We start from the raw sequence: 22184 nt of genomic DNA, 5'->3' as shown, positions 1-22184 counted from the left end.
GCGCCCCCGTTGGTTGCGATTCACCATTCCTCCCCGTCAAACCCCGGATCCCACCTGTAGCGCTCGATATCCACGCGCTTTCCGCCGATCACGGGCACCCCTTCTTCACGGAGCCGCTCCTCCTGTTCATAGGCGGCTTCGCCGTCTCTGATGACGATCTCGCCCTTTGCATTCACGATGCGGTGCCACGGGATATTATGCTTCCGGCTCATCGAGTGGAGGATGCGGGCAACCTGGCGAGCGGCCCTCGGGTTGCCGGCGAGCCGTGCGATCTGGCCGTAGGAAGCGACGGTTCCAACCGGTACTTCCTTCAGAAGCTTCACGACTCGCTCTGTAAAGTCTTCCATGGCGCCGCCTCCTCATCTCCCCGGATCAGTTCCGGATTCCTTTCCGTGTACCATTGGTCAAATTGCTCCGCAGCCGCAGCCGGCAAATCCTTCAGTTCTTCGACATGGACCGGCTTCGCGCGGTTGGTCGTGCCGACTGTGGCGACACCGAACCGCTTCTGGAGCCACGACTGGGAGACCGCTGCCTCGATGACCTTTTCCCGCTTGCTGAGAAACGTCTCCCGCCACAAGCCGCCTTTCCTGAACTGGACAAACGGCCCGCTAATGGCGTAGCGGGTGTTGCGATAGTCAAAGTACCTGAGGAGATAAATGAAGGCGAAAAGCGCCGCTGCCAGAAACGGCCAGTCCGGAATGTATGAAAAGTCCGGGCGCCAGAAGTACAGTACAACGGTGCCGATTACGGCTGTCAATGGGAAGCGAAGCATCCGGACGGTCAGCGCCGCCTTCGGAAGACGCTCCATTCCGTCCTGAACCCGGATGTCCGGAAGAAGTTCGCCGACGAGCTCCACCGCGCGCTGCTTCCGTAGAAATGGATAGAGGGAGCTGATGTCTTCAAGATTGTCTTCAAAACTTCCGACTGTGACGAGCTTTGCTTCCGCGAGTCCGAGCAGCCGCTTCAGTGGCGTTTCGGTGATCTGGACCGCCTGAACATTCTTTTTCCTGACGGAGAGCGACTGCTCGGTCAGCACACCCCGCCGGATGTAGATCCGCTCGTCATCCGACGAAATCTCATACCGGCCGTACTTCAGATAGGTCCGGATGATGCCGAACGCGATTGCCGCCACGGCAAACAGGGCGATGGTGATGCCGAGCACGACCCCGGAGCCCGCCAGGAACGACAGGAAACCTTCGGCCTGGCTCTCCACATCGAAAAAGTCATCGATGTTCGAGTAAATCGTCGCAAGTACGGGGATGAGTGCGATAAAACTGAACGACAGGAAGGATGCTTTCAGCACGTCTTTCAGCTCGGGTGTGAAGTGGACGGTGCGGACGTTTTCCGGGAGAGGTTCTTGAATCTCCGAAGCTCCGCCTTCCATGCCTTCCGCCCCGGGCACTGCCCGGGCTGCCTCCATCCTTTCCCTCCGGTAGCCGTCAAGCGCCTCTTCGATCCGGGCGGCCTCCGCTTTTGTGACAGCAAGGAATTTCACGCTTGCGTCCTCGCCGTCCGCGCCGGTTTCGAGCGTGAGCGAGGTGAGGCCGAACAGCCGGAGGACGGCCGGCACCTGCCGGTTGACATTCTGCACGCGGCGGAACGGCACATTGCGGTGCTTCCGGGAAAAGACGCCGCTGTCGATCTGCACCGAATCCGCTTCCAGACGATAGGTCGTACGCCACCACGACAGGACGATGTTCAGGACGGAGATCGTAATCGCGGCGATGAAGATCCAGCGGCCGGCCACCACCCATCCCGCTTCTGAACCTCTTCTGAGAATGAACAGAAAGATAAACACAATGGCGGTGTTTTTGATGAGTTCATAAAGGGACAGGATGATCCTTCCCGGGTGCATGCGCCGGTTCTCCATCATTCGTCCTCCTCCCGGATCTTCGCGAGGCGGGAGATCCGGTTGCGGAATTCCTTCGCTTCCTGCTCCGGCAATGCCGGGATGGAGTGGTTCGATCCCATCGTGCCGACCGTGAGCGTATATAGGCCGAATTTCCGCTGAAGCGGGCCCTGTTCGAGTCCGACATACTGGACCTTCGTCATCGGGACTGTCTGGTGCTGGACGGTGATCACGCCGTGCCGCAGTTTCACGAATTCTTCGTCCGCCCCGTAGCGCCATGTCCGCTGCAGGATGACCGGCTCAATGAAGATCGAATAAACTGCCGACAGGGCGGTCAGCCCGCCGAATATCCACAGTGCGGTCATCGCCCAGTCCCACCAGCCGAATTGGTTTCCCGCTATGATCAGACCTGCGAACACGAGAAGTGTAATTCCATGCCCGATCGTGTTCGACAGACGCCATACCGTGACCGCCTTCTTTGAAATTCTGCCTTCCGGTTCCCTGATGTCGAGTTCCATTTCTCCTGCACCTCCGAGTGATCTTATTTCCTTTACGGAACGGCGCGCGCGAAGGTTTCACGGAACCGGGGCAACCGTTCTTCCGTATACGGTATCATGGTAACAGAGAGAAGGGAGGTGTCCGGATGAAGCGATGGGTGATGGCAGGGCTTGCGGTCCTGATGGTTCTGGCCGGTGCCGTCCGGGTATCCGCCGCAGATGTGAAGGTGACCGGTTCCCAGGTCCGTCTTTGGATCGGACCGGAGGGCGCAGTGAGGGTCAATGAAATCCATACATATGAAATCCCTGAAGGGACCAAGGAAGTTTTGAGGGACTTTACCTATGGCACCCATGAGAACGTGATCGGCTTCAACGCAGGGGAAGTGGATAGGACAGCACGGGTAGGCGAAGTCGCGGATGACGAGGTCCGGCCCGTTGCGGTGCAGGAAAACGGAGCCGGCTGGGAATTGCTGCTGGATGGCAGGGGCGGCAGCCGGACATTCCTCCTGTCTTATTTATTGGAAGACGCGTTGAACGTGTACGACGAGTACAGCGATCTCGAAGTCGGACTCTTCTCTACCACGAGCTACGAATTTGAGGGTCTCCGGAACCTCGAAGTCTCCGTGATCCTGCCGGGCCATGCCGGCGCCGCTTCAATCAGTCCGTACACGAGGAACATGAACGGTTCCGAGGTTGATCTGAAGGACAACGGCGTCATTTTCCGGGACCCCGTCGTCGAGGAGCCGCAGGATGCATCCTATCGCGTGTTCTTCCCCTCCGGAGTCATGACGGAGGCAGTGAAGGGGGCAGCTCCATTGTCATTGGAAGAAGCCAAAAAGGCGGAAGAGGAACGGTTCACCCATGCTGCAGCCATGCGCCCGTACCGGGAAACGTTTGAGGAAGTCGGGTTTCCCCTGGCCCTGACGTTTATCATGGCCGGCCTGGTGAGCCTTGCCGTGCCCCAGCGGCTTCCCATCACGAGAAGAGACGAGGCGCTGATCTTGTCCATGGATCTCGTATACCTTCACTTTGTTCGATGGGCCGGACGCTTCACGCCGCGCGCGGCAGACGCGATGCTGTACGGACTGCTCGAGAAGCGGGCTGTGTCGGTCACCGGCGGGCCGGATGCACAGGTCTGGGAAATGAGGGGCAGCACGGCCCGGCTCGAGCCGCATGAGCAGCTGTTCGTCAGGAAGCTGTTCCGGGAAACGGCCGGCGGGCGCATCCTCGGACCGCGGGAAATCGAATCAGAAAGGGCCAAAAAGGCGCTCAGGGAATGGCACGGGTCCGTCCTCGCCATGCTCGAAGAAGCGGGCACGATGAACCTGAGAATCCCGAAGCGCGTGCTGCTGATTGCCGCACTTGTCCCGACGGCTGTCGCCATCACCGGGGCGGTAGTCGCCGCGATGCCGGCAGGCTGGCTTGCGGCGTTTTTGGCCGGTATTTTCGTCTTCTTATATCTGCACGTGAAAAAGATGCACTGGCGCTGGCTCGGTTTTCTTTACGGACTTTACCTGACCTTCTGCGTGGCGGCGTTGGACGTGCCGGGCGCCGGAGCGGTGATCTTGCTGTTCGTCATCGGCTATCTCCTTGTGTGGCTCTTTTTCCCGCGCGCACTTCTCGTGTCCCGGTTCGCCTACCGGGTGAAGTACGCGATCAACCGGCTGATTTACACAGACGACCGCTTCCGTGTGCAGGACGGGACATCGGAAGAACACCGGCTTCGCGAACACCGGGTGCACGTGCTGGCCCCGAAATTCAGGGGGCTCGCGCGGATGTACAGGGACTGGGTGTAGAAAGGGTGAATGCGTATGGGTGACCTGATTACGATGCTGGCAGGTTTCCTCGAAACCCGCTGGCCGACAAAGAAAAACCGCCTGATCAGCAGGCGGCTGAGGCTGTTGAAGAAAAGCGGAATCTGGAACGGTCTAAACATCCGTTATGGCCCCGTTGTGCTCCACAGCAAGGAATTCCGGGAGTTTATTCGGGAACAGGATGTGGAGGAAATCCTGAGGAACCCTTCGCTCACGGACAGATTATTGCGGGAGATCGAAGAGTATGTAAAGAAACGGGGATTGTGATTTTGATCCCGGATTAGTCCGCTGGTCTTGGACCAACGGGCTTTCCGGTATTTTCGGCTGTCATGATTGGCCGGACTGTGATATCCCCGTTAATAATAATTTGACATGATAAACGCAAGCAGTCCTCAAACAACTGATCATCAATGCCTATATTAGAAAAAGCGTTCTTTTCCTTGCGGGTGACTTCCAAGTAATCGCCTGCCAAAACTTCTACTCTGCAAGTCGTGCATTTGGCATTTCCCCCGCAGCGATGAAGGATATTTACGCCGTTATCTTCAAGTGCCAGCACTAATTTTTGGCCATTGTCCGCTTCAAACGTTTCTCCGCCAATTATGGTTACGCAAGGCATTTTTGATCACTCACCCTCATAAAAAATGATTCTATAGTTATTCTCTTTCTTTACGCTTTTTAGTACACATAAGAGGAAAACATTTGGTTAGTAATCGCAACCTTTGCTCGCAATAAAAAAGCATGCGGCCCACCCAGTGGGTCCGCATGCTTTTTTTCCGTTGATGCAGTGGTTACTGCATGCCTCCCTGGCTGCCGGCCGGGGCGTAAGCGTTCAGGATTGCCTGCATGTCCTGTTCTGCGAGCTGAGGCACCTGGTAGTAATGGTGCTTGTTCTGGTAGATGGACAGTTCGTAGGCCATCTCGATGCAGTTCGGCACCGAGTCGGCGAGCACACGGCGGACGACAGGGTTCGTCGCTTCGAGTGCGGACGCCGTGCAGGCAGTCGCGCCGGCCTTGTGGCCCGACAGAAGGAAGCCGGAGATGGCTGCGTCGTTCAGCTCTTGCGGGGACTGCATCGGCTTTTTCGGCTGAGACTGCTTCATGCCGTACACCCAGTCGTTATCGCCCGCCATTTTATAGCTCTGCGTCGGCGTCTGGGGATCCGATCCCGACTTGAAGCAGTCGACCAGCGTGTTGTAGGACTGCTGCATGAACCGGTACTGGCGGTCAATGATATCGATGAGTTCCGGATCCTGTGCGTGAGGACGCATCAGGGTAGACATGTCCATTGCGCCGATCATCGTCGACAGCACTTCATGGACATCAAATAGCTCGTGTCCACCGTGGTTCATCTGCTGACCTACCTGTCCGGTATGCATGTTCGTGTGCGTCATGTTTTGCTGATCCTGGCCGAAGTTTTGCGTCATCTGCATATTCCCTCCATTTTTTCATGATGGCCGAACACGGATAGTATCCGCTTTCCCGGCGCTGTTATGCATCCGCTATAATGAACGGTAACTGGAGGGACAAGAATGAAAAATTTTGAAATTGAAACGGATCCTTCTCCGGCCGTATCTGGATTCGGATTATGCCGCGTGGCTTGCGGGCCTGCAGGGAAGGGGTCTGTCGAACGGTCCGTATGATGAGGGAAAGCCCCGAGATCTTTCAGGCGCCACGGAAGCGTGGTTCAGGGAATGGATCCGCGGTTTCCGCGAGGCAGCGGAGGCGGATGACATGGTCATCCTCGGGATCTTCCGGAAATCTGACGGGGCCAATATCGGCAAGGTTGAACTTATCACGATTCTGCGTTTCGACTATGACTGGGGCATGATGGGCTACCACATCAACAACCAGTACTTCCGTCAAGGTTACGGAAAGGAAGCCGTAGCAGCCGCCGCCGGGTCTTTCATGCGCCAGCTCGGATTTCACCGGCTGGAACTCCATATCCGACCCGACAACATCCCATCCAGGCGACTGGCGGAAAGCGCTGGTTTCAGATATGAGTGCACGAGGGAGCAGTTTGCCAAGGAAGGCGGACTCTGGCGGGACTATGACATTTTCACTATGATCAAGCAAGAAAAGGCAGGCTGTCATTAATCGACAAGTCCTGCCTTTTTTCGACAGGAATACTTTCGAACTATTTGAATTGCGCGTCTACTCTTGTAAGATAGTGAAGAAGGTTTACTTCGTCTGTCGAAGTGGTAAGAGAAGATAGGTTTAGCCCATACATAGTGAAAACGAACAGGGGGAAGTGACATGGAACGGTTTAAGTGGGTGCCGGCATTGCTTGTCATGATACTAGTGTTGTCCGGCTGCAACGGATTTACAACAGGCGGTTCCGGCGCAGAAGAGGTCGAAGCGGAAAACGGCAAAGTTACCCTCGATTTCTGGACATTCTGGGGCTCTGAAATCCGCCGTCCGATCATCGAACAGATCATCGAGGACTTCAATAATTCCCAGGACGAGATTGAAGTCAAGCATACCTTCGTCCCTTGGGGAGACATCTGGACAAAGGAACTCGCGGCCATCGCGGCCGGTGACCCGCCTGATGTGGTCATCAACGACATCAACGCGACCGCGCTCCGAGGCAAGAACCAGCAGGCGGAAAACCTCTCCAAATATCTGGAGGAAGACGACATCTCGGGCGATTTTTATGAGGAACTGTGGAACGCGACCCTCTATGAAGGCGATTCATACGGCATCCCGTTCAATACGGACACCCGTGTCCTCTTCTATAATAAGGATGCCTTTGAAGAAGCCGGCCTCGATCCCGAGCAGCCGCCCGAAACCTGGGAAGAGCTGTGGGAGTACGCGGAAAAGCTGGACGTGAAAAATGGCGACAAGTATGACCGCCTCGGGTTCTATCCGATGTTTGGCGTCCAGACCGATGTCTGGATGATGAACGCGGATCAGGTCAACTTCGTCGACGAAAACAGCGAAGTGAAGATCAACACGCCGGCGAAGCTTGAGACGCTGGAGTGGCTGAATAAGTGGCATGAAAAATATGGGGCGGACAACATCAACTCATGGCAGGCACAGATGGAAAGCCAGCAGGCCAATCCGTTCTTCTCCGGCGATCTTGCCATGCTTGTGCAGCAGCCGACCTTCTACACTCAGATCCGTGACTACGCACCTGACCTGAACTTCGGAGTCGCACTCCTTCCTGAGAAGGAACCGGGCAACGGCCATACAAGCTGGGGCGGCGGCTTCGTCGCAGAAATTCCGGCAGGCGCAAAAAATCCGGATGCCTCCTGGGAGTTCATCAAGTATCTGACCGGCAAAGAAGCGCAAGAATATTGGGCGGTCAAGAACTTTGATAACGTAGCGAACATTGAGGCGGCTGAAAGCGCGGCTTCCAGCGACGAATTCAATGACAACGGCAAAATGGTTTACGAACTGGCCGTCGAGGCGATGCCTCTGACAATGCTGACACCGACTTCGCTTGCGGCTCCTGACTATATGACGCTCGTCAATTCGGAGTTCGACAATGTCTACCTCGGCAAAAAAACGCCGGAGCAGGCGCTGGAGGATGCGCAGGCGGCAGTGGAAAAACTGATTGAGAAAAATGGTAACTAAACGGTCATAGACAGGGAAGGGGGGCGGAGCCGTCCTCCTTCTTTTCATTACATAACGGGACAAGGAGGCGAGGCGGGATGGCCGGAAAGCGCAGGTTCAACTACAAGACGAGAGAAGGACTTCAGGGGTACCTCTTTATCCTCCCGTGGATCATCGGATTCATCGTATTCACGGCGGGCCCGCTGCTGTTCTCGTTCGCAGCCAGTTTCACCAACTACAACGTCACCTCACAGATGGACTTTATCGGGCTGAGCAACTATGAGCGGCTGTTCTCCGGTGACCAGCTGTTCTGGACATCGCTCTACAACACCCTTTATTATGTCCTGTTTTCGGTGCCGCTTACGACGATAGGGGCGATTTTTCTTTCGGCACTCCTGAACCGTGATATTCCGGGCATGCGGCTGTTCCGGACAATCTATTACCTGCCGGCCGTTCTATCGGGAGTCGGCGTGTACCTTCTCTGGATGCAACTGCTTGAGCCGGGGACCGGCATGGTGAACACGGTCCTCGCGTGGTTCGGCATCCAGGGGCCGAACTGGCTGTTTGACCCCGAATGGACCAAACCGGCACTCATCTTCATGAAGCTTTGGAGTGTCGGCGGAGGAATGCTGCTTTATCTGGCGAGCATGCAGGGAATCTCCAAGAGCCTTTATGAGGCGGCAGAGATCGATGGAGCCAATGCCTGGCAGCAGTTCACCCGAATTACGATTCCAATGATTACACCGGTCATCTTCTTTGATATCGTTACGAGCCTCATCGGCGGCTTCCAGATTTTTCAGGAGGCCTACGTCATGTCGAACGGCGAGGGCGGTCCGGTCAACTCGATGCTCTTCTATAACCTCTATATGTGGCAAAAGGCGTTCGAAGCGTTCGACATGGGCTATGCGATGGCGATGTCGTGGATCCTGTTTGTCATAGTCTTCGCCCTGACAATCGTCAACCTGAAGCTTGCACCAAAATGGGTGCACTATGAAGGGGGCGGGAAGTGATGGTGAAACAGACAGCCGACGTACACCAAAAGTTCCACCAACCAAAAGTCTCGCATTTTGAAACAATCAAGGGCCGCAGGCAGGCGCTCAACATCATCAACTGGGTCCTTCTTGCGGCAGGCAGCATCCTCATGCTGTCCCCGCTCTGGTGGATGCTCGTCACTTCCGTCAAGACCATGCAGGAAGTGATGACCTATCCGCCGACGTTCTGGCCGGAAAGCTGGAACTGGAGCAACTATATGAAAACGTGGGAAGCGGCGCCGTTCGACCTGTATACGGTTAACACACTGACGATCACGATTCTCGTCGTCATCGGAAATGTGTTCGTGAACTCGTTTATCGCCTATGGATTCGCCAAGGTTCCCTTTAAGGGGCGAAATGCGCTGTTTGCGATTGTGCTTTCGACGATGATGATTCCGGGATTCGTTACGCTCATCCCCCAGTATGTGCTGTTTGCAAAGCTTCAATGGCTGAATACATACTATCCGCTCGTCGTGCCGGCCTTTTTCGGGAGCGCGTTCAACATCTTCCTGCTCCGGCAGTTTTATATGACGATTCCGGACGAGCTGATCGAGGCGGCCAAGATGGAGGGGGCGAGTCACTTTTGGATCTGGTGGAAGATTGGCCTTCCGCTCACGAAGCCCGCTCTTGCCACTGTAGCCATCTTCTCGTTTAACGGGGCATGGAACGACTTCCTCGGCCCGCTCCTTTACGTGAATGACGAAAACCTGTATACCCTTCAGCTCGGGCTCCAGGTGTTCAAGGGCCAGATGAGCACGCAGTGGAACTATCTGATGGCCGGCTCGCTTCTCGTTCTGTTGCCGGTAATCATCCTGTTCTTCTTTTTCCAAAAGTACTTTATCCAGGGGATCAATCTGCAGTCCGGCGGAAAGTGACGCCGGCCGGCTGATGAATTCGCCGTGTGCCGCATAAATTGGGAGGCATGCGGACGAAAGGGGAAATGAACATGCTGAAAATCGAAGTGAAACGCACGGCCAGGGACACGGGGGATGCGGAACCAGTCAGGGAATTTAGTCTTCAGGCCGGAACGCTTGTCCTGCTGCTTGTCTTTCTGCCGGCTATCCTGCTTCTCATTCCAAGGCCGCTCATCCAGAACATCAATGTAAATTCCAACTCAGCAAGCGGTAAAAAGGAGAATTCTCATGGTCAAAATCGAACTCAAGAACATCTCGAAAACCTATGACAAAGACGTCACAGCGGTAAAGGACTTTAACCTGGAGATCGAGGACGGGGACTTTATCGTCCTGGTGGGGCCGTCCGGATGCGGCAAATCGACGATGCTTCGGATGATTGCCGGCCTTGAAGAAATCACCGACGGCGAGTTTGTGATGGACGGAAGGCTCATGAACGACGTGCCGCCGAAAAACCGGGACATCGCGATGGTGTTCCAGAACTACGCGCTTTACCCGCATATGACCGTCTACGACAATATGGCATTTGCCCTGAAGATGCGGAAGTTCAAGAAAGACGAGATCAAAAAGCGTGTTACCGAGGCCGCGAGGATCCTCGGCCTCGAGGATTACCTGAAACGGAAACCGCGTGCCCTCTCCGGCGGACAGCGCCAGCGGGTCGCCCTCGGCCGCGCCATCGTGCGGGACGCCAAGCTGTTCCTGATGGACGAGCCGCTCTCGAATCTGGACGCCAAGCTCCGTTTCCAGATGCGCGCGGAGATTTCCAAGCTCCACAACCGGCTGAAGACGACGACCGTCTACGTCACCCACGACCAGACTGAGGCAATGACGATGGCGACCCGCATCGTCATCATGAAAGACGGCGTCATCCAGCAGGTCGGAGCACCGAAAGACGTCTACGATTATCCGGAAAACACATTTGTCGGCGGATTCATCGGATCGCCCGCGATGAACTTTTTCAGCGGGGAAGTCAGGGGCGGTGAATTCGTCACGTCCGACGGTATCCGCCTGCCGCTTCCCGAGACGAAATCACGGGCGATGCAGGCGGCCGGTTACGGCGAAGGGCCGGTCACGATGGGTATCCGCCCGGAGCATGTCACGCTGGAGCCGCCTGCCGCAGCAGGCCAGTCGCTGGCCGTTGTGGAGTCGGAAGTCATTGTCTCCGAGCTTACCGGAGCGGAAACCCTCCTTTACTCGAAACTGGGCGGCCAAGAGCTGATTGCGCGAATCGATTCAGGACTCGACCTTCGGGCGGGTGATACGGTCCGGCTCGCCTACGATATGGAACTTGCCCACTTCTTTGACGCGGGGAGCGGCGACCGCCTGAAGCTCGGAGAAGAAGCGGGGATCACCGTCTGAAATGATAAACGCCGATCCGGTAATTTCCGGTCGGCGTTATTTAATGATTTTGCACATGCTAACTCCTATTCAGACTTATCATCGTTATTTTGGGTCTCCGCCGCGTCCCGGGCTTCTTTCTTGATGTCATCTAGCTTTTCCTCGGCCTTTTTTGCGGCATCGTTGGCGTTATCGGACCATTTACCATTTTTTTGATTTTTATCGTTTTCCGCGTAGCTCTTCATCAGAATCGCTCCCTTTCTGTTCTTGCTCTTATTATTCCCGGGTGTCCGAGAACGAAACAGCCTGTTTTTATCAGGCCGGTATGGGGAAAAGTAAACCCATTAGCTCTGAAGTGGAGGAGAAGAAAAGTTGACACTGCCGAAGGACGAGACAACTCAGATTGAAGTCAGCACCGAATACGGCACGCTCCAGCGGGTGATTCTCTGCCCGCCGCGCTATATGGCCATAGAAGAAGCGATTAATGAAGTGCAAAAGCGGTACGAAGACGAAAACATTGACCGGGAGCGGGCGATGGATCAATACCGCACATTCCGTGACACGCTCCGCACTCACGGCGCTGAGGTGATCGAACTGGAACCGTCCGAGGAATTCCCGGAGCAGGTGTTTACCCGCGACATCGGGTTTGCGGTCGGTGATGAGCTGTTCATTTCCCGGATGGCGAGCGAGATCCGCCAGGGCGAGGAGGAAGCGCTGGAAAAGCTTCTTCGCGATAAGGGCATCCGCTACCGGAAACTGAGCGGGGGAAGGATTGAAGGCGGGGACGTCATTGTTGATCGAGGCACGGTTTATGTCGGGGTCAGCGAACGGACTTCGCGAGATGCGATCCGAATGCTGTCGGAAGAACTTCCGGAACACGAAATCGTCGCGGTCGAGTTTGACGGGAAATACCTGCACCTCGACTGTGTCTTCAACATTTTGTCGACTGAGACGGCTCTGATTTTCCCGGAAGCCCTGAACCCTGAGATGGTGAAGAAACTTGGCGGCAAATATGAACTGATCGAAGTCAATGCACAAGAGCAGTTCACGATGGGCACGAATGTCCTGTCGATCGGCGGGGGCAAGCTGTTCAGCCTGCCTGTTAATCCTGAAGTGAACCGCGCCATGCGTGAGCACGGTTACGAGGTCATCGAAATCGACTTTACGGAGATTATCAAATCAGGCGGTTCATTCCGCTGCTGTTCGATGCCGGTGGAGCGAAGTTGACATTTCCTGAGTTCGACGCATTTCCCGGGAAATAACGTTATTTCCCGGGAAATCGACAAATTTTGTTCGACTTATCTTCTGCCGCGCAAGATTGCCTTATACGAGGACGGCGGGACGACCCGAAGCGGCATGCCGAGACCGGGCGGCACAATAATTGCCATATCAAAAATGAGCTTAATGTTAGGTTGAATCATCTTTAATATAACCGCATATTGCCACTCATGAGAATGGGACGGCCGGCAAGCCTAAGATGGTGAAGGGAGGTTTTGACCCGTGCGCCACGCCATCTGGCTGCCGGCCTATTTGCTGCTGTTATCAGTCCTTTTTGTAAGCATTGTCCGGGCGGAGGATTCCGGGGAGGAAACAGAGCGGTCCATCGCAGAAGAACGGATGAATCTGTATATGACGTATGAGACGCCTGCGGTTCCGTGGCACACGCTGGCCGCAATTGACCGGTATGAGCGGAACATCCAGCGTGTCCGTAATGATCTGGAAGAGGTCGAGGGCCCCATCGCGTTCCGATTCGAAGATGAATTCTGGGCAGGTGCGCCGAACCCGGAACACGGAGAAAGTGATCCCGCGGCTATTGAGTTCTTCGAGGGCGGCGGCCTGGACGGCAACGGAGACGGAAAGGCCGACCCGGAAGACCCCGAGGACATTCTCTATACCCTGGCAAATACTATCGGCAATAATAACGGAGACACGCAGGATCGCCGTCTCGCGCTCTACGAATTCTTCGGCAGCGAAGAGGCCGTGCGGCAAATCATGACAATTGACGAACTGTTCCGCAGCTTCGGCACCATCGAGCTCGACGCCTATGTGTTTCCTTTGCCTAAGACCCATCACTACACCTACAGGAGCACATGGGGCGCCCGACGCGGCTGGGGCGGCCGACGGATGCATGAGGGGACTGATCTGTTCGCCTCTTACGGTGTTCCGGTTCGTTCCGTCACTTACGGCGTGATCGAGATGAAGGGTTGGAACGAGTTCGGCGGCTGGCGGGTGGGGATCCGCGATGCTCACAACGTATATCATTATTACGCTCATCTCTCGGGCTTTGAAAAAGGAATCGAAGAAGGGCAAGTCGTCGAGCCCGGAACCGTTGTCGGCTATGTCGGCAGTTCCGGCTACGGCAAAGAAGGCACTTCCGGCAAATTCCCGCCCCATCTCCATTACGGCATGTACAAGTTCGACGGCCGCTCGGAGTGGGCGTTCGATCCGTATCCCTCGCTGAGCCGGTGGGAACGTGAAGAGAAAAAGTAACGAAAGGGCCTTCCCGAAGCGGGAGGCCCTTTTACTCTTTTGGCGGAAAACGCAGCAAGAAAATCGTGCCAGCGTCTTTTTCACTTTCAACGCTGATTGTCCCGCCATGCAGACGGACAAGCTGCTGCACGATCGACAGCCCGAGGCCGAACTCCCCGAACGGATTGGACGTCCGGGAGACTCCGGCGCGGTAGAAGCGATCCCAGATGCGCTCCACATCTTCCGGGTCGATGCCCTCACCTGTATCGGCGATTTCGATAACTGCAATACTGTCGTCCATATAGCCCCGAAGCTTAATCATACCGTCGCGGGTGAACTGGATGCTGTTTTTTGTGATGTTGATCAGGATCTGAGTGAGGCGGTCATAATCAGCAAATACCATGGCGTCGCTGTCCGCTATTGCGTCGATGGTGTTGCCTTTTTCTTCAGCGAGCGGCTCCAGCTGCTCGGCGATCAGCGGCAAGAGGTCATCAAGCGGGATTTCCGTTTTCTCGAGAGTGATCTGGCCGGAGCGTATCTTCTCGTAATCCAGGTTTTCGTTCACGAGGCGGATGAGCCGTCGGGTTTCCTTGCTCGCCAGAGCGAGCGCCCGATTCCGCTCTTCTTCCTGGATCATGCCGTCCCGGAGTCCGTCGAGTGTCCCGCGGATCGTAGTGAGCGGTGTACGCATCTCATGTGAGACATCCGCGATAAACTGCCGGCGGCGGTTCTCGAGCCGGTCGATCTCAGTCATCGATTCCTCCAGGCGTTCGGTCATCTCGTTAAAGTCCGCGGACAGCTCTCCGATTTCATCCGCTTTGGTGGAAGGAACGCGGACTGAATAGTCGCCGGAAGCGACGTGTGATGCGGCATCACGAAGCCGCTTTAGCCGCTTCACATGGAACGCGGAAAGCCCCCATCCGAGAAGCAGGGAGGCGGCAAGCGCCGCCAGCATCGCCCAGAGCAGATAGCGGTTCAGTTCGGAAATGATTTCACGGGAACCGGAGATTGGGGAAGTGAGCAGCACACCACCGGTGAATTGACCGTCCTGTATATAAGGCAGGAGCGTGAAGGTGACTCCGACGTCAGACCGCTCGAATTCCTGATTGACGATGATGGCCTGGCCGTTCCGGATCTTGTCCCACTCCTCCCGGCGCAACTTGATGAGAGAGGCAGGCCGGCCGGAAGAATAGACAACCGCTGAACCTGAGTTGAACAAACTGAACTGGATGTCCCTGCCCTCCAGCACGCGCCCGTATTCGCCGAGGATCCGCCTTGTCTGTCCGGGATCCTCCGACAGGTCACCCATCAGATTCCTCCCGTAGGACACGAGCTCATCAGTCTTGTCCTCATAGATCAGCTGCTCGGCAAAATGGGCGAACAGCAGTGTCAGGATGAGGAAGGCGATAATCAGGACACCGATATGGCTGGCGATCAGCTGATAGAGATACCGGAACTTCATCCGTCCGTCTCCTCAAACCGGTAGCCGACGCCCCATACCGTATGGAAAAACTGCCGTCCGTCCGATTCCGTTTTGGAGCGGAGGCGCTTCACGTGCACATCGACGGTCCGGTCATCACCGTAGAAGCCGTATCCCCAGACGCTTTCGATCAGCTGCTCGCGGGAAAACACCTGTTTCGGATGCCGGGCAAACTGAACCAGCAAATCGAACTCTTTTGGCGTCAGGCCGGACAGCGGTTCACCGTCGAGCTTCACTTCCCGCGTTTTCTCGTGAATCAGGAAATGCCGGGTCCGGATCAGACCGTCCTCCTCCGGTTGTATCTGCTTCCCGTAGCGGCGGGTCACGGCGCGGATCCGGGCCAAGAGCGCTGCCGGGCTGAACGGCTTCGTCACGTAGTCATCCGCTCCGGTCTCAAGCCCCGTCACCTGGTCTTCCTCGGCTGTTTTTGCCGTCAGCATGATGATCGGCATATCGAGCCCTGCTTCGCGTACTTTCCGGCAGATCGTCACACCGTCCATGCCCGGAAGCATCCAATCGATGATCAGGCAGTCGTACGTGCCGGTCATCGCCTCCCGGTAGCCAGCGTCACCGTCCGTGATGAATGTTCCGTCGATGCCTTCCTTTGAGAAAAACATTTCGATCATTGACGCAACACTTTCACTGTCTTCAATGACGAGGATCCTCACCGCCTCCGCCTCCTTTCCCATCGTTCTCCACTCCTTTCAGTATAATCAAAGGTTTAGCAACCCAGCAAAATAGGAGCACTGCATGCACAATAAATGCCCGCCGGTATCCGATCTGGCGGGCACACTCCCATCAGGATGGGGACGAGGCTTTATTTGATCCGAGCGTGACCGGGATTTCCGTTTTCTTGCCTTCGCGGTAGACAGTGAACACGGCCTGGTCACCGACTTCGAGCTCGGAATAGAGGTAGCGGCGCAGCGCCTGGCCGTCCTCGACTTCCTCGCCGTCGATGGCGGTGATGACGTCGCCTTCCTTGATGCCACCCTTCGCCGCCGCACCTTGAGGATCCACACCGGCGATAAAGACGCCACTGGAAATGTCGTTCGGCAGGCCGTCGAGCTCACCACGAGGAATCTGGGCGACATCATACATCGAGATTCCGGCGTACGGCCGCTCCACATGGCCGGACTCCATCATTTCCTCGACGAGCGGCACAACGTCATCTGAAGGGATGGCGAACCCGAGTCCTTCAACGCCGGAGCCGCCGATTTTCAGGCTGTTGATGCCGATTACTTCCCCATTCATGTTGACGAGCGCGCCGCCGGAGTTCCCCTGGTTGATGGCGGCATCGGTCTGGATAACGTTCATCTCCCATTCGCCGGCGGACGTGTCGACATTGATTGAGCGGTCGGTCGCGCTGACAATCCCTTCTGTTACGGAACGGGACAGCTCGAGGCCGAGCGGGTTGCCGATCGCGACAACGGAGTCACCGGCGCGGAGCGCATCCGAATCGCCGAATTCAAGCGGTTCGGCATCTACCAGGTTTGCGTCGACGCGAACAACGGCAAGATCACTCAGGGCGTCGGCTCCTACGAGCTCAGCTTCTGCACGTTCTCCGTTTTCCAGTGAAACTTCAAGCTTAGAGGCTCCCTCTACAACGTGGTTGTTCGTTACGATGTACGCAGAATCGCCTTCTTTTTGAATAATGACGCCGGATCCCGTGCCGGCAGGGAGCGACTGGCCGCTGCCGGAGCCGCCGAACGGATTGCGCTGCTGTTGCTGCTGGTAATTCACAATACCGACAATTGAGCCGGATACCTGCTCGACCATGTCGGCAAGCGACCCGTCCGTCGACACTTTCGTCACGTCACCTGACGCCTGTTGCTGCGATTCGGACTGCACGCCGCTTTCCGCCGGCGGGTTCGTCTCGCCCGGGTCTCCGTCAAGGAGCGGTACGGCGATGGCGAGCGTCAGGACAGAACCCGCGATCCCGCCGCCAATCGCCTGGAGCCATCCGGCGCCGCCGCGCTTTTTTTTATCCCGGACACCGCGTGCCTGGCCAGGTGTGGCTTGTTCTGCCGCCCCCGGCATGTCGGAGCGATAGGCCTCCTCACGCGTTTCCCCCGGGGATGCCTCCGTACGGAACGCTGCCGGTTCGGTCAGGTGTTCAGTGTCTACGTGATCGGGCACGCCGTCCTCGCCGTGCTGCCACTCCTGTTCCCGGATGTCCGGCTCTGCCGGGCCCTGGTTGTGTTCGTTTATGGAATCATGCTGATCGCCGGGTTCCCGGCCGTTTTGATGATACGTCATCTGCACTTCCTCCTTGCTTCTGTTAACTCCACTTTAAGGGACAGATATGAACAAACTATTAACAATGCTTAAATTCGATTTCTCCGCGTCCCGCGCGGCCCTCTCGGGTATAATATAACCACCATCACGGAACGGAAGGATGTTGCACATGGAAATCACGGGCCACACGGTTGAGCTGCTGAACGACCCGACAGGAATCATCGAAGGCGACCGCTATGAGTTCTTCCTGGAACTCGACCTCGATGAAGAGGACGAGCTGTACACGGAAGGCGGCGTAAAGCTCCGCGTCCTCTTTGCTGTACAGGACAGCCGCGAATGGATCGCGAACTACGACTTCATCGAGGCCGCCACGGGCAAGCCGATGGGCTTTGCACTTGAAGAGGATGAGGAAGAAGCGGTCCTTGAATACTGCCGTAACAATAAAGACGCATGACCCCTCGGACCGGATGCACCGGTCCGTTTTTTCATGGATTCAGCACTTATTCTTCCCTTCACCTGAAAAGGCAAACAAACGCAAATTTCAGGGCAATATTCTTTCTAAAAGAACGGAATTTTCGTATAATGGTAGCAGGAAAGGTTGTCTGTCTCCAAGTCTCTCTGGCTCATTAAAAGTAAGGAGGGATTCACATGGTAAGGCATCCGAACGGCAAGCCGAACCTGATCGGCTCACAGCACGGTGACTACGAAGAAGTCCTTAACATGATCGATGAGGGTGGTCCGGTCCATACAATCCGCGAGGAACGGGACTTCCGGCTGGAAAACGGCTTCGGCGAAGAGGAACTCAGAAACATCACGTATCAGTAAACAGCGAACAGCGCCCCCTGCATCTTGCGGGAGGGCGCTGTTCATTGCTTGGAACAGGAGTTATCAGTTATTGCAGATCATCAGGACATTGCCATCCGGGTCCCGGAAATTAAAATAGGCAAAGTCGCCGATCCGCTCAATCTCTCTTGCGATCGGAATGTCATTCTCCCGGATGAACCGGTATGCCTCGTCGATATCCTCGGCATAAAAGTTAAACAGTGCATGATCGGATGGCTGGAGGCTGAAGCCGGGATCAAATGTGTGATCATCCAGCGTCAGTCCCGCTTTGGAGGTAACGGGGACATTATAGACAGGAGACTCAACATTCCGTTCATCAAACGGAAGCCCGAGCAAGCGGCTGTACCAAGCTGCAGACTTCTTCAGGTCACTGACATGAATAAACACATTGTTGACCTTGCCGGCAATTGGTGAAGCAGTTGAATTCATCATCATCCGCCTTTCAAATAGGGTTAACATTAGCATTCAATAAGCTGGAGGAAATCCCTTTATTTTTACAAAAACCACCGCCTCTAAGGTTGGGAAAATCAAAAGTAAGAGACATTCCGTTCAATTCAAGCACATCTACTAGGTATGATAGACTGTAAATAACTTGGGAAATGGGGTGGGAGCGTGAAAAAGAACATTCATGTCGTAGGAGCTGTGATTTGGAGAGACGGGAAAATTCTGTGTGCTCAACGGGGGGCCACCAAGACTTTGGCCTATAAATGGGAGTTTCCAGGTGGGAAGATTGAGCAGGGGGAATCAGCGGAAGCGGCATTAATGCGAGAAATTCAAGAAGAAATGAACTGTGACATTCACGTTGGGGAACAAGTGGAACACACCGTTCATGAATACGAATTTGGAATCGTTCACCTTACGACGTTCCATTGTGAGTTAGTAACCGGTACTCCCATGTTAACCGAACATATCGATCTAAGATGGGTAGAACCTAAAGATTTACATATTGTTGATTGGGCAGCGGCTGATCTACCGGCTATTGAAAAACTCCAGTCCTTATATTCTCTCCAATAACAAAGGGTGAACCAAATGAAGCAAGGCATTTATGAGCAATTAATCAACGAGAAAATACGGACAGATTTAGATGCGCTCTCGCTGGAGCTCTATGCGATTGATACAGAAGAGCTCGATGAGGAAGAGGCAAAGACTTACCTTTCTGCCTATATTGGTGCTGTTACGAAAAAAGGACTCACACTAGTTCGGGAAAACAAAGCCGATGGCAAGCTCCTCACACAAATCAAAGTCTGTAACCAAATGATTAAGACATTGAGTGAACACCTGCATGAAGAAGAATTTCTGCAACTTCAACTTGATGAGCAAGGAGAGATTCTAACTTCCATTTACGAGAAGTTGAATTCTGTTTATGCGTTGAAAAACGAAAAGCCTGTTCGCCCAGTTACGTCCATATCCCGAAGTTCATTATTCACCGGTTCTCAAGCTGAACCGAATATGCTTGAAGAACTCCGTAAGGAAATCCTATCAGCCGATGAAATTGACTGGCTTGTCTCGTTCGTAAAGTGGTCTGGCACGCGAATCGTATTAGACGAACTTCGTCAGTTCACTTCTCGAGGCGGAAGACTGCGCGTGATCACAACCTCCTACATGGAGGCTACGGATTATAAGGCGCTTGAAGAGCTCAGTAAACTTCCGAACACAGAAATACGAGTATCCCTCGATAAAGAACGAACGCGATTGCATGCAAAAGCGTACTTGTTTAAGCGAGAAACCGGTTTTAGTACGGCATATATCGGCTCCTCCAATTTGTCCAATCCTGCCCTGACATCAGGGCTTGAGTGGAATTTGAAAGTGACAGAGCAGGATTCTTTCGATATCATTCGTAAATTTAAGGCGACATTTGAAAGCTATTGGAATGATGAAGAGTTCCAATCGTTGAGCAAAGATCAATCCTGGCTTCTTCTTCGTTCTAGCCTCACAAAAGATCGAGTGGCAGAAGAACAGGTGGCGTATCACCTGGACATACGCCCGTATTATTATCAACAGGAAATATTAGATGAACTTCAGGCTGAACGTGAAGTGCATGGTCGTTACCGTAACTTGGTCGTGGCTGCAACAGGCGTTGGGAAAACGGTTATTTCTGCGTTCGACTTTAAACGGATGTTAAAAGACAATCCGAACGCGAGGCTACTATTTATTGCCCACCGGGAGGAGATTTTAAGTCAAAGTTTAGCGACTTTCCGGGCGATCTTAAAAGACCCCAACTTTGGTGAATTGTTTGTTGGACAACACGTGGCATCATCGATGGAGCATTTGTTTATGAGTATCCAAAGCTGGAATAGCAAGCAGATGGCGACAAAAACGACTCCAGGTTTTTACGACATGATCATTGTTGATGAATTTCATCATGCTGCTGCGCGTACCTATCAAAAGTTGCTAGAGCATTATGAGCCCAAAATATTGCTAGGATTGACTGCGACGCCAGAGCGGATGGACCAACAAAGCATTCTGAGTTACTTCGATGATTACATTGCATCAGAAATGCGTCTGACCGAGGCCATCAATCGAAAGTTACTTTCCCCTTTCCATTATTTTTGCGTCACTGATATTGTTGATCTTTCAGCAATGAAATGGTCGAGAAGAGGTTATGATACAGATCAGCTTACGAATTTATATACGTCCAATGATCGTAGGAGCGATTTAATCATCCAAGCGATTCACCGCTATGTGACTTCAATTGACAGCGTAAAAGGGCTTGGTTTTTGTGTGTCAGTTGAGCATGCGGTTTATATGGCAAAGTACTTTAACAGAAAAGGAATTCCGTCCATTGCGCTTCACGGAAAATCTCAGGATGAAGAACGAGAAACCGCAAAACGAAAATTGGAATCAGGTGAGATACGTTTGATCTTTGTTGTCGATCTATACAACGAAGGCGTGGATATCCCTGCAGTTAATACGATTTTGTTTTTGCGTCCGACAGAGAGTCTCACAGTCTTTCTTCAACAGCTTGGCCGGGGATTGCGGCTACATGAGGACAAGGAATGTTTGACGGTCTTAGACTTTATCGGACAAGCCCACAAGGATTACCCGTTTGAGGAAAAGTTCAGGGCACTAGTTGGACCGACCAAACATTCTATCCGCCATTACGTGGAAAATGGATTTTCATATTTGCCGAAGGGCTCCGTAATTCAGATGGAGAAGCAAGCAAAGGAATATGTCCTTCGAAATGTTAAAGCCACTAAGGCCTCAAAAAAACAGCTCGTCGAAAAGCTTCGCTACTTTGAGCAAGATACCGGTCAACCATTGACACTACAAGGATTTTTGCAGTACGAACACCTCACACTCCACGAGTTTTATAGCAGACAGCAGAGCCGCAGAACATTTGAGGAATTAAAAGCGGAAGCGGGACTGCGAGCAGAATTTGATAATCCATATTTAGAAATCGTCAAAAAGCAGACCCACAAGCTGTTTCATCTTGATTCACAGGACCTCATTCAATTTTTGATTCGTTATGTAAATGGTGCGGAACCTCAGACGGAGCAAGGTCAACTGATGGTTGGCATGTTTTATTATTCTTTTTACCGGAAGCCACCCAAAGAAATAAGTGTTGAATCGATGGATGAAGTGCTTCGCGATCTACTAGATTACGAAGAAAATAAAAATGAGATTCTGGCTGTTTTAGAAGTGTGTTATGAAAACATTCATCACGTAGATCTCCAGTCACCGTTTGTTTTCCCTTCTCCGTTGCGTGTGCACGGCCGCTATACGACTGATCAGATTATGGCGGCGTTTGACTATTACAATGACCAACAAGCCCCCGCTTTCCGTGAAGGAGTCAAACACTTTGAACAAAAAAAGACAGACGTGTTTTTTATTACGCTGAACAAATCCGACAAGGAATTCTCGGAGTCTACGATGTATGAAGACTATGCAATTAGCGATCGGCTATTTCATTGGCAATCGCAAAGCCGTACGTCCGATACGAGTATTACGGCACAACGCTATATCCATCATCAGGAGAAAGGACAGCAGATCGCGTTATTCGTGAGAGAATACAAGATGGAAGACGGACTCACTGCGCCATTTACATTCTTGGGAACTGCGAACTATGTGAGCCATGAAGGAAGCCAGCCGGTAAGTTTTGTTTGGGAACTCGATACGCCAATGCCGGCTTATCTCGTTCCGAAGGCTAACAAAAGTATCTTGTGAT

General features: G+C 53.8%; 24 protein-coding genes. 14 read left to right on the top strand and 10 right to left on the bottom strand.

The window, feature by feature from the left end; all coding sequences use genetic code 11:
* Positions 1-20: 20 nt before the first annotated feature.
* Genes AV656_RS13225 through AV656_RS13215 form a run of 3 tightly spaced genes read right to left on the bottom strand, consistent with a single transcriptional unit; the run spans position 21 to position 2367 of the window.
* Positions 21-347, bottom strand: coding sequence for an MGMT family protein (locus tag AV656_RS13225; RefSeq protein ID WP_063182725.1), 327 nt, complete (start codon positions 345-347; stop codon positions 21-23).
* The gene (locus tag AV656_RS13220) at positions 320-1870 is read right to left on the bottom strand and encodes a PH domain-containing protein (protein WP_063182723.1); all 1551 of its coding nucleotides are present in this window, start codon (positions 1868-1870) and stop codon (positions 320-322) included. Before AV656_RS13220 ends, AV656_RS13225 begins: the two co-directional genes overlap by 28 nt.
* Positions 1870-2367 carry a PH domain-containing protein gene (locus AV656_RS13215; RefSeq protein WP_063182721.1) on the bottom strand — a complete coding sequence of 166 codons (498 nt, stop codon included), beginning with the start codon at positions 2365-2367 and terminating at the stop codon, positions 1870-1872. Before AV656_RS13215 ends, AV656_RS13220 begins: the two co-directional genes overlap by 1 nt.
* Before the next feature lie 125 nt (positions 2368-2492).
* Here AV656_RS13215 and AV656_RS13210 point away from each other — a divergent pair, with 125 nt between their 5' ends.
* A complete protein-coding gene (locus AV656_RS13210) occupies positions 2493-4142 on the top strand; it encodes a DUF2207 domain-containing protein (protein WP_063182719.1) in 1650 nt (549 codons plus the stop codon).
* Between the two features lie 15 nt (positions 4143-4157).
* A complete protein-coding gene (locus AV656_RS13205; RefSeq protein ID WP_063182717.1) occupies positions 4158-4427 on the top strand; it encodes a hypothetical protein in 270 nt (89 codons plus the stop codon).
* Between the two features lie 13 nt (positions 4428-4440).
* Here AV656_RS13205 and AV656_RS13200 read toward each other — a convergent pair whose 3' ends face one another.
* Both AV656_RS13200 and AV656_RS13195 read right to left on the bottom strand, forming a co-directional pair.
* Complete coding sequence (locus tag AV656_RS13200; RefSeq protein ID WP_063182715.1) at positions 4441-4776, bottom strand: 2Fe-2S iron-sulfur cluster-binding protein; 336 nt, start codon at positions 4774-4776, stop codon at positions 4441-4443.
* 172 nt (positions 4777-4948) lie between these two features.
* A complete protein-coding gene (locus AV656_RS13195; RefSeq protein ID WP_063182713.1) occupies positions 4949-5584 on the bottom strand; it encodes a spore coat protein in 636 nt (211 codons plus the stop codon).
* 115 nt (positions 5585-5699) lie between these two features.
* On the opposite strand from AV656_RS13195, the gene AV656_RS13190 reads away from it, so the two are divergent.
* The 6 genes from AV656_RS13190 to AV656_RS13165 all read left to right on the top strand — a co-directional run bounded on the left by AV656_RS13190 (position 5700) and on the right by AV656_RS13165 (position 11013).
* On the top strand, positions 5700-6254 hold the full coding sequence (locus AV656_RS13190) for a GNAT family N-acetyltransferase (RefSeq protein WP_231877286.1): 555 nt from the start codon (positions 5700-5702) through the stop codon (positions 6252-6254).
* A 159-nt stretch (positions 6255-6413) separates the two neighbouring features.
* Positions 6414-7733 carry an ABC transporter substrate-binding protein gene (locus AV656_RS13185; RefSeq protein ID WP_063182709.1) on the top strand — a complete coding sequence of 440 codons (1320 nt, stop codon included), beginning with the start codon at positions 6414-6416 and terminating at the stop codon, positions 7731-7733.
* 77 nt (positions 7734-7810) lie between these two features.
* Complete coding sequence (locus AV656_RS13180) at positions 7811-8722, top strand: carbohydrate ABC transporter permease (RefSeq protein WP_063182707.1); 912 nt, start codon at positions 7811-7813, stop codon at positions 8720-8722.
* Positions 8722-9618 (top strand): carbohydrate ABC transporter permease, encoded by an 897-nt coding sequence (locus AV656_RS13175; RefSeq protein WP_231877285.1) that lies wholly within the window; start codon positions 8722-8724, stop codon positions 9616-9618. The genes AV656_RS13180 and AV656_RS13175 overlap by 1 nt, the downstream gene beginning before the upstream one ends.
* 71 nt (positions 9619-9689) lie before the next feature.
* Entirely contained in the window at positions 9690-9926 is a 237-nt protein-coding gene (locus tag AV656_RS13170) for a hypothetical protein (RefSeq protein WP_156484866.1), read from the top strand.
* The gene (locus AV656_RS13165; protein ID WP_063182703.1) at positions 9886-11013 is read left to right on the top strand and encodes an ABC transporter ATP-binding protein; all 1128 of its coding nucleotides are present in this window, start codon (positions 9886-9888) and stop codon (positions 11011-11013) included. Before AV656_RS13170 ends, AV656_RS13165 begins: the two co-directional genes overlap by 41 nt.
* 65 nt (positions 11014-11078) lie before the next feature.
* On the opposite strand, the gene AV656_RS16415 is transcribed toward AV656_RS13165, so the two are convergent.
* Positions 11079-11237 carry a hypothetical protein gene (locus tag AV656_RS16415; protein WP_156484865.1) on the bottom strand — a complete coding sequence of 53 codons (159 nt, stop codon included), beginning with the start codon at positions 11235-11237 and terminating at the stop codon, positions 11079-11081.
* 127 nt (positions 11238-11364) lie between these two features.
* Between AV656_RS16415 and AV656_RS13160 the strand changes: the two genes are divergently transcribed.
* Positions 11365-12219, top strand: coding sequence for a dimethylarginine dimethylaminohydrolase family protein (locus AV656_RS13160; protein ID WP_063182701.1), 855 nt, complete (start codon positions 11365-11367; stop codon positions 12217-12219).
* 273 nt (positions 12220-12492) lie between these two features.
* Entirely contained in the window at positions 12493-13482 is a 990-nt protein-coding gene (locus AV656_RS13155) for a M23 family metallopeptidase (RefSeq protein ID WP_063182699.1), read from the top strand.
* 31 nt (positions 13483-13513) lie between these two features.
* Here AV656_RS13155 and AV656_RS13150 read toward each other — a convergent pair whose 3' ends face one another.
* From AV656_RS13150 to AV656_RS13140, 3 genes are all read right to left on the bottom strand, one after another.
* On the bottom strand, positions 13514-14923 hold the full coding sequence (locus AV656_RS13150) for a sensor histidine kinase (RefSeq protein ID WP_063182697.1): 1410 nt from the start codon (positions 14921-14923) through the stop codon (positions 13514-13516).
* Positions 14920-15630, bottom strand: a complete 711-nt coding sequence (locus AV656_RS13145) for a response regulator transcription factor (protein WP_082818744.1) — start codon at positions 15628-15630, stop codon at positions 14920-14922. The genes AV656_RS13150 and AV656_RS13145 overlap by 4 nt, the downstream gene beginning before the upstream one ends.
* 109 nt (positions 15631-15739) lie before the next feature.
* Positions 15740-17197, bottom strand: a complete 1458-nt coding sequence (locus tag AV656_RS13140) for a trypsin-like peptidase domain-containing protein (RefSeq protein WP_231877284.1) — start codon at positions 17195-17197, stop codon at positions 15740-15742.
* Positions 17198-17345: 148 nt separating this feature from the next.
* Between AV656_RS13140 and AV656_RS13135 the strand changes: the two genes are divergently transcribed.
* On the top strand, positions 17346-17630 hold the full coding sequence (locus tag AV656_RS13135) for a DUF6509 family protein (RefSeq protein ID WP_063182694.1): 285 nt from the start codon (positions 17346-17348) through the stop codon (positions 17628-17630).
* A gap of 194 nt (positions 17631-17824) precedes the next feature.
* Entirely contained in the window at positions 17825-18001 is a 177-nt protein-coding gene (locus tag AV656_RS16410) for a hypothetical protein (RefSeq protein ID WP_156484864.1), read from the top strand.
* A gap of 63 nt (positions 18002-18064) precedes the next feature.
* On the opposite strand, the gene AV656_RS13130 is transcribed toward AV656_RS16410, so the two are convergent.
* A complete protein-coding gene (locus AV656_RS13130) occupies positions 18065-18448 on the bottom strand; it encodes a VOC family protein (protein ID WP_063182692.1) in 384 nt (127 codons plus the stop codon).
* 183 nt (positions 18449-18631) lie between these two features.
* Between AV656_RS13130 and AV656_RS13125 the strand changes: the two genes are divergently transcribed.
* Both AV656_RS13125 and AV656_RS13120 read left to right on the top strand, forming a co-directional pair.
* Positions 18632-19033 carry a (deoxy)nucleoside triphosphate pyrophosphohydrolase gene (locus AV656_RS13125; protein WP_063182690.1) on the top strand — a complete coding sequence of 134 codons (402 nt, stop codon included), beginning with the start codon at positions 18632-18634 and terminating at the stop codon, positions 19031-19033.
* A 15-nt stretch (positions 19034-19048) separates the two neighbouring features.
* Entirely contained in the window at positions 19049-22183 is a 3135-nt protein-coding gene (locus AV656_RS13120; RefSeq protein WP_063182689.1) for a DEAD/DEAH box helicase, read from the top strand.
* Position 22184: the final 1 nt, after the last annotated feature.

The organism is Bhargavaea cecembensis (genome assembly GCF_001619585.1).
Lineage (GTDB): Bacteria > Bacillota > Bacilli > Bacillales_A > Planococcaceae > Bhargavaea > Bhargavaea cecembensis_A.
This window is presented reverse-complemented; position numbering and strand designations above follow the sequence as displayed.